Consider the following 15,833-nt stretch of genomic DNA (forward strand, 5'->3'; position numbering starts at 1 on the left):
ATGCACGATTATATGCCTTTGAAAAAGTACTTTTCTTGTTTTACTAAATCATCAGGATTCTTAAAAACCTGGCTTCTTTCTGTAGTTTTAAGTTTAACCCTTGTTCAATCAGGCACTTATGCCCAGGGTAAGATATCCCCTACTCCTGAAATGGAACAAAAAGTACGTGAAACGCTCAAGAAGAATGCAGAAACCATCCGGTTTATGGAAAACAAAGGGCAATTGGGGAATTCCAAAGTACTTTATTATTTTGAAAGTCGGCAAGGAGCGGTCAGTGTAGAAAGAGACCGCATTCGATTTACTGCCTTGGATTATATATCCCTTAAAAAAGAAGAACAAATAACAGATAAAGAAAAAACAATTCTGGAAGATCAACCCATGTTGGCTGGGACCCATACGTTTACTTTGCATTTTGAAGGCGCCAATCTCGGCGCTGCAATCGAATTAGGAAAAACTTTTGAAACCCGATACAATTATTTCCTGGATTCAGATTCAACTAAATGGGCTACTCATGTGCGCGCTGCCAAGGATTTGTTATTTAAAAACATATATCCAGGGATAGATTTAAGGTTGTACAGCGATGACAATGGGGCTATGGAGTTTGACTGGATCATTGCCCCGGGAGCAGATTACCACAACATCAATATGAATTTTACGGGACATGATAAACTGGACATTGGTAGAAATGGTGAACTCAAAGTGGGCTTGCATTTTACTGATGTATCTTTTCATATTCCTGAATCTTATCAAGTAACACCTGATGGCAAGAAAGAACTGGCTTTTAATTTCATTAAGCTGGATAAGTCTCATGTAGGTTTTAATACCAAATCATCTTTTGATCCTGCCCTGCCAATCGTTATCGACCCGACTTTAAGTTGGGGAACCTATATGGATGATCAATCTGGAACATTTGATGAATATTTGTATGCCATCCAATTGGATACTCTTACTTCAATCATGTATTGTGCTGGAGCAACTAATAAAAATATAACATTTAATTCTGCACCATATGATGCGAATGGATATGTAAACGATTTAGGTGCAGGCTTAGGAGGAGGTTCTAATACCACAAGGAGTGCTGCCGTATTGTATCGCATAAGCTCAACCGGTAATGACCTGATTGATTTAACATTGTATGGTAGGGCTTCTGGTACATATGTAAATGGGAATCAAACAGTTGCTCATGCTTTGAGTTTATCTCAAAATCGTGTTTTTATTGGAGGCTACACAACGGTGGACATCCCTATGACAGGCAGTCCTTTTGATAATACCAGAGGCGCTATAGATGCTTTTATTGCCGTCTTTTCCAGAGATTTAGGCACACTGCATTATTCGACTTATTTAGGAAGTGATGCTGGTAATGAAACTTTTGGAGTTACTTCAATACAGGCATTGAGTGATACCAGTTTTGTATGCGGATTTACACCAGACTTAGCATTGCCTACAGCTTATGTACCTTCAACAAATCCTTATCAGTCTAGTTTCGGAGGAGGAAATACCGATATGTTTATTTGTAGATTCGATACAATCAATAACATCCATTGGGGTACTTATATTGGAAATGGTGGAGCGGAAACTTTAAATGACATGGAAGTTACACCAGCAGGAAAAATTATTTTTTCAGGATGGGGAAATGTGAATGTAACAGAGGTCAATGGAAGTAATACGCCACGGGATGGTGGAAATAATAACGATGGATTGATAGGCCAATTGTCAGGAGATGGGATTACTATGGAGTATTTTGATGAGATAGGAGGTTCCGGAAACGACCGAATTTTTGATATTGAAATTTATGGGGATACGCTTTATTTTACGGGTTCAGTAGGGACTGGATTTCCAACTGGTTCAGGGAATCGGTATGACGCCTCTTATAATGGAGGTCAGGATGCCATCATTGGAAAAATAGCAACGAATGGAAATTCATATAAGGCCACATTTTATGGTGGCGGAAATCCTGAATTAGGAAATGGGATTAAACAAGTAACCACCACTACCTGTACCGGTGCAACCAGTACCTTTTTGTTGGTATGGGGTACGGTAACAGGTTCAGGATTACCCGTTAAAAATATCGGATCGGATCCATTTTATCAAGCTACTTCACGAGGAGGATCTGATATGTTTTTTTCTGCTTTTACGGGTAATTTGGATACACTATTGTATGGTACTTATGTTGGTGGAACGGATAATGATTATTTGGGGATCATTGGGGATCCAAGAGGCTCCAACCATTTGTTTGTAAATGGCAGTAGTATTTTTGTAGGTACTACCATACATAGTTCCACGGCTTCTACCTTACCTTCCATCATTCAAGGTGGTTTTGACCAAACGAAATCAAATGGGGGCAATGACTCACATGTCATTTTTGAAATTGAGGTTACCTCCATTGTAGAAACAGATTTTGCAGATGCCCCTATGGGTAAAACGCCGTACCACACGATTCGATGCGGAACCATAAGTTTGGGGACGGTAGATGCTGAGACTTCCACATTAGGTACCAATGGAAATGCAAACAGGGACGATTTGAATAAAGCTGATGATGAAAACAGTGTAGCAAATCCGCCTTCTTTTGCACCCGGTGGACCTCAAACGATTTCTGTTACAGTAGATAGTATCACCAACCTAACAGGTTCTGTTGCTTACTTATATGCCTGGTTAAACCTCAATGGAAATATTTTCTTTGATAGTACGGAAGCCAGAATTGATACAGTGACCAGCGGATCTGTAAATCGATCTAAAACTTTAACCTGGAGCAATATTACCATTTCAGGCTCTGATACTGCTAAATATTTAAGGGTTCGGATCACAACGGATTCATTGACCGATGCATATCAAGCTGGATTTGCAGTGGATGATCGTTCCATTTTGCCAGCTACTGATGGAGAAGTTGAAGATTATCGTTGTGTGGAATTAAAATGCCCGGATCAAAAAAATGAGACTCCTTGTTTAACTCAAGATACTGTCAACGCACATTACACCGCCTGGCTCGCGACAGCCAAAGGTGGTGGTGGTTGTGATGGTGTTTTAACCAACAACAATCCGGGTCCTCCGGATGCTTGTGGAGATACTGTCACGGTTACGTTTACCTATACCAGTGCCTGTGCACCTTTTACAACAACCTGTACTTCTAAATTTATTACGAATGACTCGATGCCTCCTCCAGTGGTGCTGACCTGCCCAACCAATAAAACCGAAAATAATTGTCAGACACAAGCTGATATTAATAATTCATACAATGCCTGGTTGGCAACGGTTGGAGTGACCGGAGGTTGCAATACGGTCGTAACCAATAACAGCACAGGGGCACCAAATAATTGTGGCGGGGTTAAAACAGTAACTTTTACAGCAACCAGTTCGTGTCAAAACGATGTAACCTGTTCTGCGACATTCACCGTTACAAATGCACCTGACATTACCTTATCATGTCCAGCCAATACTACCATATCATCTTGTGAGCCTCAAGCTCGAATTGACTCAACCTACAATGCTTGGTTGGCAAGTGCAAGTTTTACAGGAGGATGTCCTGGAGCTTCATTAACCAATAATGGGGGTTCTCCTCCTTCACGCTGTGCTGCAAGTACAAAAAATGTAACATTTACAGTTACCAGTGTTTGTGGTACTACTACCTGTAGCAGAAGTTTTACTGTAAGTTATACCAATGTAAGTATTACCTGTCCTTCCAATGTAACAGAAGCTGCTTGTCAAACCCAATCCGCAATCAATCAAAAATTCAGTGATTGGTTGGCAACTGCCTCCTCAGCTGGTGGTTGTAATCGAGTGCTTACTAATAATAATACGGGAGCTCCTTCTGCTTGCGGGGGTTCAAAGACCGTTACATTTACAGTAACCAGTGATTGTGAAAGTACCAAAACATGTACGGCAAGTTTTACTGTCACCAATGCCTCGGCAGTGACTTTAACTTGCGCTTCTTCGGTTACAGAAGCAGCCTGTCAGTCCCAATCAACCATTAACACAAAATTTTCGAATTGGCTGGCAACCACGACAGCAAGTGGTGGCTGCAATCGGGTCCTGACAAATAATAATACAGGGGCCCCTTCGGCTTGCGGTGGTTCTATGACTGTAACATTTACAGTTACCTCAGATTGTGAAGCACCAAAGACTTGTAGCGCAAGCTTTACAGTCACTAATGCCACTGCAGTAGTCCTGACTTGTGCAAGTAATAAGACTGTAGCAGCATGTCAAACACAAGCTGCTATTAATTCAGACTTCAATAACTGGCTTGCTACTACTACAGCCAGTGGAGGATGTAATCGGGTTCTAACAAATAATAATACAGGTGCTCCTAACCACTGTGGTGGTTCAACAACAGTAACATTTACGGTTACCTCAGATTGTGAAGCACCCAAATCATGCACGGCATCCTACACAGTTACAGCAGCAACTGCTGTAGTTTTAAACTGTGCATCCAATGTAACAGAAGTTGCATGTCAAACTCAATCTCAAATCAATACAAAATACAGTAATTGGCTTTCAGAAACAACAACTTCAGGTGGTTGTAATCCTGTATTTACAAATAATAGTACTGGAGCTCCTTCGGCTTGTGGTGGTTCAAAAACAGTAACATGGACAGTGACTTCTGATTGTGAAGCACCAAAAACCTGCTCGGCAACATTTACTGTAGTTAATGCCACATCCGTTGTATTGACCTGTCCAAGTAATACCACTGAAGTAGCGTGTCAAACACAAGCTGCTATCAATGCTAAGTATGATGACTGGCTTGCAATGGCATCGTATAGTGGTGGTTGTAATGTCAACTTTACCAGCAACAGTACGGGTGCACCGCCAGCTTGTGGAGGAGTAAGAACGGTTACATTTACTGCAACCTCAGATTGTGAAGCACCCAAAACATGTACAGCTACTTTTACGGTAAACAATGCCCCTCCGGTAGTTTTAACCTGTCCATCAAATGTTACCGAAGCAGCTTGTCAATCGCAGGCTGCCATTGATTCAAAATATGCAAGTTGGTTTAATTCTGCAACAGCAAGTGGTGGTTGTAATCCAGTATTTACAAATAATAATATGGGTGCACCTCCAGCTTGTGGTGGTTCACGAACAGTAACCTGGACTGTAACATCCGATTGTGAAACAACGCGAACTTGCAGCGCCACATTTACAGTAACCAACGCACCTGTGGTTACATTAAACTGTCCTGCTAATGTCACAGAAGATGCTTGCCAGTCAACTGAAGTCATTCAATCAAAATTCAATGCCTGGTTAGCAACTGCATCCTTTACGGGTGGATGCAACGGAGTGTTGACCAATATGAATACGGGCATTCCAACAGCTTGCGGTGGAGTTTCATCTGCTACCTTTACAGTTACCTCAGATTGTGAAGCACCCAAAACATGTGTTGCAACTTTTACTGTAGGAATTGATACGATTCCTCCAACATTTACCGCACCGCCAAATATTACAATTTATAAAAGCAATGTTTCACCTGATACAGCTACATTAGTTAATTATGATTTTAATTCGGGAACAAGCTATGCTTCTTTATGTCCGGTTCTATTTCCTGAAATCACTTCCACTATTGCTACAGGTTCTAATATTTATAAATCAACAGTTGGTGTAGCTTCAGGCACACTGGCTTATACCAACAATCCAAATGGCGGAAAAGGTTTGAGGGTGGATACTTCAGATACTCCTGGCCATTGGCAGTTTAATATCAAAGGCGACAACCTTACAAAATCTACCAATTTTGCAGTATACATTCAGGCAAAGAAAAATGGTGCTGGTAGTGCCGATTCTTTAAAATTGCAATACAGTTTGAATGGCACAAGCTGGACTACATTTAGAACAAAAGCTTTAACACTGGGTAGTTGGGTTCAGGATACTGCTAGTGTTCCTGGTGTATCCAATCCTGATAGTTTATTTTTCCGTGTCACCTATTCTGGTGGTTCAGGAAGTTCGCCAAAAGATCTTTATTTAGATAATTTTCAAGTGCGTGCGGATGTCTGTTGTACGTATGATCCATCTCCAGCGATTACAGGAGATGTTACAGATGAATTTGATGCATGTAATCCAAATATTCAAGCAAGTTATTGTGATTCTTTGGTTGCAACGCCTTGTGATGGATCGCATTTAATTTATAGAAATTGGTCCTTGATGGACAGTTGCGGGAATTTAGCTAATGAGCAAACACAATTAATTACCGTCAGCGATACTTCAAGACCAAAATTTGATAAGCCTGCTGACATAACAATTTATAAAGGAGCTGCAGTTGCTGATACAAATACTTTATTAGCTTATGATTTTAACATTGGTAACTCCTATTCTAAGTTAACACCGTACTTATATTTTGGAGTTAAATCAAAAATCGATACCAGTTCCGTTGGATTTAATACGGATACAGGTACAGTAACTGGCACACTGGCTTATCGAGTAAACAATGTTGCTGGAAAAGCTTTACGAGTAGATACTTCTGATCGCGCTGGGTATTGGCAATTTAATGTGAGTGGACTTTATTTGCCAATTTGTAAAGACTTTGAATTATATACACAAGCATATAAGAAAGACAGTGCAAGTGCTGATACCTTGCATTATTATTATAGTTTGGATAGTGTTGTCTGGAATAAATTTGATTCGCATAAACTTACATTAGATACATGGGTTCAGGACACCGCTAAATTTCCATTTACACAAAGTGTATCAAAATTATTTTTTAGAATTACGTATTCAGGAAGTGTTGGCACTGGTCCAGCGGCATTATTATTAGATAATGTTCAGTTAAGAGCATTTGTAGAATATGATTCTTGTGGATATGATGCTTCTCCTGATATTACTGGTATTCCAACCAATGTTAAAGACAATTGTGATCCGGATCCTCGTGTTGAATATGTAGATGAAATTACAACAGGTGCTTGTCCTGATGAAATGATTATCATGAGAAGATGGATTGTAACAGATGATTGCAATAACATTAATTCCGCGATTCAAAATATAACCGCAATTGATACGGCAGCACCGACTATCATGTGTCCTCCGAATGTAACAGTGGATTGTGAACAATCTACAGAACCTGGGGCAACTGGGTTTGCCACAGCAGAAGATAATTGTACGGATGGCATGTTAGATCCTGATTATTCAGATGATATTATACCTGGAGATTGTCCAGGTGATAAATTGATACACAGAACCTGGACTGTTATGGATTCATGTGGCAATGAAGCCAGTTGTGTTCAAGACATTCAAGTAGATCCCAAGCCAGGCCCATTCCTTACCTGTCCTAATAATCAAACGGAAGCGGCGTGTCAAACACAAGCAGCTATAAATTCAGCATTTAATACCTGGTTAAACAGTGCAAGTGCAACCGGAGGTTGTAATATGATGTTTAGCAATAACAATACAGGTGCACCGCCGGCTTGTGGTGGAACTACTTCAGTTACTTTCACAGCAACCAGTGATTGTGCAGATCCACAAACTTGTGTAAGAACGTTTACAGTTACTACAGCACCCCCTGTTGTTTTAACTTGTGCAAGTAATGTTACAGAGACAGCCTGTCAGACACAAACTGCAATTGATTCAAAATTCAGTGCTTGGTTAGCTACCGCTACAATAAGTGGCGGATGTAATCCAAATCATACGAATAATGCAGGAGCAGCACCAAATCATTGCGGTGGTTCTACAACTGTTACATTTACAGTCACCTCAGATTGTGATTCGCCAAAAACTTGTGTTGCAACATTTACAGTTACGAATGCAACACCTGTTGTATTGACTTGTCCATCCAATGTCACAGAAAATGCATGTCAAACACAAACAGCCATTGATTCTAAATTTTCTGCCTGGTTGGCAAATGCAGGATTTACCGGAGGATGCAATGGCATGCTTACAAATAATGGAGGCAGTGCCCCTGATCATTGTGGTGGTTCAAAATCGGTTACATTTACTGTTACTTCTGATTGTGAAGCACCTAAAACATGTGTTGCTACTTTTACAGTTACAAATGCTCCTCCTGTAGTATTGACTTGTCCATCCAATGTCACAGAAAATTCATGTCAAACACAAGCTGCTATTGATTCTAAATTTTCTGCCTGGTTGTCAAATGCAGGTTTTACAGGAGGATGTAGTGGTGTATTAACTAATAATGGTGGAACAGCCCCTGATCATTGTGGTGGATCAAAATCAGTTACATTTACCGTTACATCAGATTGCGAAGCACCAAAAACTTGTGTTGCAACTTTTACTGTTACAGCAGCACCACCTGTTGTGTTAACTTGTCCATCCAATGTCACAGAAAATGCATGTCAAACACAAGCAACTATTGATTCTAAATTTTCTGCCTGGTTGTCAAATGCAGGCTTTACAGGAGGATGTAGTGGCGTATTAACTAATAATGGTGGAACAGCCCCTGATCATTGCGGTGGATCAAAATCAGTTACATTTACCGTTACATCAGATTGCGAAGCACCAAAAACTTGTGTTGCAACTTTTACTGTTACAGCAGCACCACCTGTTGTGTTAACTTGTCCGTCCAATGTCACAGAAAATGCATGTCAAACACAAGCAGCTATTGATTCTAAATTTTCTGCCTGGTTGTCAAATGCAGGTTTTACAGGAGGATGTAGTGGTGTATTAACTAATAATGGTGGAACAGCCCCTGATCATTGCGGTGGATCAAAATCAGTTACATTTACCGTTACATCAGATTGCGAAGCACCGAAAACTTGTGTTGCAACATTTACTGTTACAAATGCACCTCCTGTGGTGTTGACATGTCCATCAAATGTGACAGAAAATGCGTGTCAAACGCAAGCAACAATAAATTCAAAATTCAATGCTTGGCTTGCAACAGTTAGCACAAGTGGTGGATGTAATCCTGTTTCTACAAACAATAATACAGGCGCACCAATGGCTTGTGGTGGATCCGCTTCGATAACTTTTACAGTGACTTCAGATTGCGAAGCACCAAAAACATGTGTGGCTACTTTTACAGTTACAAATGCTCCTCCAGTGGTTTTAACTTGTCCAAACAATGTAACAGAGAATTCATGTCAATCCCAATCAGACATTAATACAAAATTCAATAACTGGTTAGCATCAGTAAGTACAAGTGGTGGATGTAATCCTGTTTCTACAAACAATAATTCAGGCGCACCTGACCATTGTGGAGGTTCTAAATCAGTTACATTTACTGTTACTTCAGATTGTGAAGCACCAAAAACATGCGTAGCGACATTTACAGTTACAAATGCACCTTCCGTGGTATTGACCTGTGCTTCAAATGTCACAGAAAATGCATGTCAAAGTCAAGCAGATATCAATACCAAATTTAATAACTGGCTTAACAGTGCAACATTTACCGGAGGATGCAATGGCGTTTTAACCAACAGTGGTGGATCGGCACCGGATCATTGTGGAGGTTCTCGTTCCGTTACTTTTACTGTGACATCTGATTGTGAAGCACCAAAAACATGCGTAGCCACATTTACAGTCAGCAATGCACCTGTAGTAGTTTTAACTTGTCCTTCTAATGTAACGGAAGCAGCTTGTCAATCTCAAGCAACAATTGATTCAAAGTATTCAGCATGGCTAGCAACTGCCGGATTTACCGGAGGATGCAATGGAATGCTTACAAATAATGGAGGAAGCGCACCTAATCACTGTGGTGGTTCTAAATCAGTAACGTTTACAGTAACTTCTGATTGCGAAGCACCTAAAACTTGTGTAGCAACTTTTACGGTTAGTAATGCAACTTCAATCATTTTAGTATGTCCATCAAATAAAAACGAAGCAGCATGTCAATCACAAGCTGATATAGATACAAAATATAATAATTGGTTAGCATCTGCAAGTTTTACAGGAGGTTGTAATGGGGTGTTAACCAACAATGCACCTGCCCCACCAAATCATTGTGGTGGTTCACCAATTACTGTAATATTTACAGTAACTTCGGATTGCGAAGCCCCAGTGACTTGTGAAGCAATGTTTACTGTTGAGCCCGCTCCTTCAGTCGTATTGACCTGTCCAAATAATGTGACAGAGGCAGCATGCCAAACACAGTCAACAATCAATACAAAATTTAATGACTGGTTGGCCACGATGTCATTTACAGGTGGTTGTAATGGTGTGTTGACTAATAATAATACAGGCGCACCACTTGCTTGCGGTGGAACTGCAAGTGTTACATTTACCGTTACATCCGATTGCGAATCACCTAAATCATGTGTTCGAACATTTACGGTTACAAACGCGCCGCCTGTTGTATTAAATTGTCCAGCAAATGTAACGGAAGCACCATGTCAAACACAAAGTCAAATAAATACTAAATTTTCAGATTGGTTGGCGACAGTTTCTCACAGTGGAGGTTGCAATAGTGTACGTACAAATAACAATACAGGAGCACCATTAGCTTGTGGTGGAACAGCGAGTGTAACGTTTACAGTAACATCTGATTGTGAAGCACCCAAAACTTGTGTAGCAACATTTACTGTTACGAATGCACCTCCGGTTGTGTTAACATGTCCATCCAATACTACAGAACTTGAATGTCAATCTCAATCAACTATTAATTCAAAATTTAATGCCTGGTTGAGTACGGTTTCACTTACAGGTGGATGCAATCCAGTTTTAACAAACAATAATACAGGAGCTCCATTAGCCTGTGGCGGTACAACATCCGTAACATTTACCGTTACTTCTGATTGTGAAACTACCCGAACATGCGTTGCGAGTTTTACGGTAACAACTGCACCTCCAGTTGTATTAACCTGTCCAAGCATTACAACTGAACTATCATGTCAGTCACAATCAACCATTGATTCTAAATTTGCAAATTGGTTGAGTTCTGTTTCTGTAACCGGTGGTTGTAACCCTATTACTACAAATAATAACAGTGGAGCACCTTCAGCATGCGGAGGATCGAAATCGGTAACATTTACGGTTACATCCGATTGTGAATCATCAAAAACCTGTGTTGCCACATTTACTGTACAAAATGCTCCGGTAATTAGTTTGACTTGTCCTTCCAACGTTACCGAAGCTGCTTGTCAAACACAGGCGACAATTGATTCCAAATTTTCAAATTGGATCAATACATTTAGTTATTCAGGTGGCTGCAATCCTGTGTATACAAATAACAATTCAGGTGCACCCATGGCTTGTGGTGGATCAAAATCAGTCACATTTACTGTGACATCAGATTGTGAAGCACCAAAAACTTGTGTAGCAACATTTACGGTAACGAATGCACCAGCAGTGGTATTAAATTGTCCAACAAATTTGACTGAAAATTCATGTCAATCTCAAGCTGATATTGACATGAAGTTTAGTAACTGGTTGACAACTGCAAACTTTACCGGCGGATGTAATGGAGTAATGACCAACAGTGGCGGTTCAGCTCCGAATCGTTGCGGTGGATCAAGATCTGTTACGTTTACAGTAACATCAGATTGTGAAGCACCCAAAACATGTGTAGCAACATTTACTGTAACAAATGCTCCAACTGTTGTACTTACTTGTCCAGCAAATAAGACAGAAGCTGCTTGTCAATCTCAAACCGACATTGATACAAAATACAATAACTGGATAGCGTCAGCAATGTTTTCCGGGGGTTGTAATGGAGTTATGACTAATAATGCACCGGCCCCACCAAATCGATGCGGTGGATCAACGGTTGCAGTAACCTTTACGGTAACTTCAGATTGTGAAGCACCTGTAACCTGTGAAGCATTTTTTACAGTTGATCCTGCTCCTGCAGTGGTTTTAACTTGTCCAAATAATGTGACAGAAGCTGCTTGCCAATCTCAATCTACCATAAACATGAAGTTTAACGATTGGCTATCAACTATGTCTTTTACCGGAGGTTGCAACGGTGTGTTAACTAATAATAATACGGGTGCACCACTCGCTTGTGGAGGAACAGCTAGTGTAACCTTTACTGTAACTTCTGACTGCGAATCTCCAAAATCATGTGTACGTACATTCACGGTTACTGATGCACCGGCTGTAGTTTTAAATTGCCCTGCTAATGTAACTGAAGCAGCTTGCCAAACACAATCTGCAATAAATACAAAATTTTCAAATTGGCTTGCTACAGCCAACTTTAGTGGAGGTTGCGCTTCTGTAATGACCAATAATAATACTGGAGCACCATTAGCATGTGGTGGAACAGCAAGTGTAACGTTTACTGTTACATCTGATTGTGAAGCACCCAAAACATGTGTAGCAACATTTACTGTGGAGAGTTCTCCAGTAGTATTAACCTGTGCAAATAATGTAACCGAACTTGAATGTCAATCTCAAGCTGACATTAATACTAAATTTAATAATTGGTTAGCCACTAGCACCTTTTCAGGAGGTTGCAATGGTACTTTAACTAACAATAATACAGGTGCACCAAATCATTGTGGTGGAACAACAAGTGTAACATTTACAGTTACATCAGATTGTGAAAGCCCGGTTACCTGCGTAGCAAGTTTTACAGTTACAACAGCGACATCTGTTGTGTTAACTTGTCCAAGTAATACAACAGAACTTTCTTGTCAATCACAAGCAACTATTGATTCTAAATTTTCGAATTGGCTTACCACTGCAAGTTTCACTGGAGGCTGTAATGGTGTATTGACTAATAGCGGAGGAGCTGCGCCTGATCATTGCGGAGGAAGTCGATCAGTAACATTTACAGTTACTTCAGATTGTGAGTCTCCAGTTACATGCGTTGCTACGTTTACAGTTCAAAATGCACCCGCAGTCGTATTAACCTGTCCGACTAATGTAACAGAGAATGCATGTCAATCACAAACTGACATCAATACTAAATTTACTAACTGGTTAGCTACAGCTTCGTTTACAGGAGGCTGCAATGGAGTGTTGACAAACAATGCAGGTGCAGCTCCGGATCATTGTGGTGGAACTGCGAGTGTAACCTTTACAGTGACTTCAGATTGTGAAGCACCAAAAACTTGTGTAGCAACATTTACTGTAACAAATGCACCGGCTGTAGTTTTAACCTGTCCTACGAATGCAACCGAAAATGCATGTCAATCACAAACTGACATCAACAATAAATTCAACGCATGGTTAGCTACTGCAAGTTTCACAGGAGGTTGCAATGGAGTGTTGACTAACAATTCAGGTGCAGCACCCGATCATTGTGGAGGAATTGCAAGTGTAACATTCACCGTAACATCAGATTGCGAAGCACCAAAAACATGTGTAGCCACATTCACTGTTACAAATGCACCCGTTGTAGTATTGACTTGTCCTACAAATGCAACCGAAAATGCCTGTCAATCACAAACTGACATCAACAATAAATTCAATGCATGGTTAGGGAATGCAGGTTTCAGTGGCGGATGCAATGGTGTATTAACAAATAATGCCGGTGCTGCCCCAGATCATTGTGGAGGAACAGCAAGTGTAACATTCACCGTAACTTCAGATTGTGAAGCACCGAAAACATGTGTTGCAACATTTACAGTAACGAATGCACCAGCAGTGGTGTTGACATGTCCAAGCAATGTAACCGAAGCAGCTTGTCAATCGCAAGCAACAATTAATACCAAGTTTACAAATTGGTTAGCCACAGCTATGCATAGTGGTGGTTGCAATAGTGTGCGCACCAATAACAATACAGGTGCTCCACCAGCTTGTGGAGGAAGTGCAAGTGTAACATTTACCGTAACATCAGATTGCGAAGCACCAAAAACATGTGTAGCAACATTTACAGTAAGCAATGCACCTGCAGTAGTTTTAACCTGTCCGACCAATGCAACAGAGAATGCATGTCAATCACAAACTGACATCAATAATAAATTTAATACATGGCTAGGGAATGCAGGTTTTACTGGCGGATGTAATGGTGTTTTAACAAATAATGCAGGTGCTGCTCCCGATCATTGTGGAGGAAGTGCAAGTGTAACATTCACCGTAACCTCAGATTGTGAAGCACCCAAAACATGTGTTGCGACATTTACGGTGACAAATGCACCTCCAGTGGTGCTGACTTGTCCAAGTAATGTAACAGAAGCTGCTTGTCAAACACAAACACAAATCAATACCAAGTTTACAAATTGGTTAGCCACAGCTACAAATAGTGGTGGATGTAATAGTGTACGTACCAATAACAATACAGGTGCTCCCCCAGCCTGCGGTGGAACAGCGAGTGTAACATTTACAGTTACCTCAGATTGTGAAGCACCGGTAACTTGTGTTGCAACATTTACGGTAGAAAGTTCACCCGTTATATTGACCTGTGCAAACAACGTAACAGAAAATGCTTGTCAATCACAAGCTGATATCAATACTAAATTTACTAACTGGTTAGCTACAGCTACGTTTACAGGAGGCTGCAATGGAGTTATAACAAATAATAACAGTGGAGCACCCGATCATTGCGGTGGAACTGCAAGTGTAACATTTACAGTGACATCAGATTGTGAAGCACCGGTAACTTGTGTTGCGACATTTACAGTAATCGATGATACACCAATTGTATTAACATGTCCAACTAACACAACAGAATTAGCATGTCAATCACAAACAGACATCAATAATAAATTCAATGCATGGTTAGGCACTGCAAGTTTCACTGGAGGATGCAATGGAGTATTGACTAATAATAATAGTGGAGCCCCCGATCATTGCGGTGGCACAGCAAGTGTAACGTTTACCGTAACATCAGATTGTGAAGCACCCAAAACATGTGTAGCAACATTTACAGTAATCGATGATACTCCAATTGTATTGACTTGTCCGACAAACGCAACCGAAAATGCATGTCAAACACAAGCAGATATTAATACAAAATTCAATAACTGGTTAGCAACTGCAAACTTTACAGGAGGTTGCAATGGAGTATTGACCAATAGCGGAGGTACTGCACCAGATCATTGTGGTGGTTCTACAAGTGTAACATTTACAGTAACATCCGATTGTGAAGCACCCAAAACGTGTGTAGCCACATTCACTGTTACAAATGCACCCGTTGTAGTATTGACTTGTCCGACCAATGCAACCGAAAATGCATGTCAATCACAAACTGACATCAACAATAAATTCAATACATGGTTAGGGAATGCAGGTTTTACAGGAGGATGCAATGGTGTATTAACAAATAATGCCGGTGCTGCCCCAGATCATTGTGGTGGAACAGCAAGTGTAACCTTTACAGTTACATCAGATTGCGAAGCACCGAAAACCTGTGTAGCAACATTCACTGTAACCAATGCACCAGTGGTTGTATTAACCTGTCCGACAAATGCAACAGAGAATGCATGTCAATCACAAACAGACATCAACAATAAATTCAATACATGGCTAGGGAATGCAGGTTTTACTGGCGGATGCAATGGTGTATTAACCAATAATGCCGGTGCTGCTCCCGATCATTGTGGAGGAAGTGCAAGTGTAACATTCACCGTAACCTCAGATTGTGAAGCACCAAAAACATGCGTAGCTACATTTACGGTGACGAATGCACCTGCTGTAGTATTAAATTGCCCAGCAAACGTAACAGAGAATGCATGTCAATCACAAACAGACATCAACAATAAATTCAATAACTGGTTAGCTACAGCAAACTTTACAGGAGGCTGCAATGGTGTTCTGACAAATAGTGGAGGTACAGCACCGCCAGCATGTGGTGGATCAACCAGTGTAACATTTACAGTAACTTCAGATTGTGAAGCACCAAAAACATGCGTAGCTACATTTACGGTGACGAATGCACCTCCAGTGGTGTTGACCTGTCCAGGTAATGTCACAGAAGCTGCTTGTCAAACTCAAACACAAATCAATACCAAGTTTACGAATTGGTTGGCCACAGCTACGAATAGTGGTGGATGTAATAGTGTACGTACTAATAACAATACAGG

Annotated in this window: 1 protein-coding gene (running past one end of the window); it reads left to right on the forward strand. The window is 40.6% G+C overall.

Translation table 11 applies throughout. The features are described 5' to 3' along the window. Positions 1-15,833 carry the 5' portion of an HYR domain-containing protein gene (locus tag IPJ80_13350; protein MBK7914470.1) on the forward strand. 14,443 nt of this gene lie beyond the right edge of the window, so only the first 15,833 of its 30,276 coding nucleotides appear in the window; it begins with the start codon at positions 1-3; its stop codon lies off the right edge, out of view.

The organism is Saprospiraceae bacterium, assembly GCA_016714025.1.
Classification (GTDB): domain Bacteria; phylum Bacteroidota; class Bacteroidia; order Chitinophagales; family Saprospiraceae; genus Vicinibacter.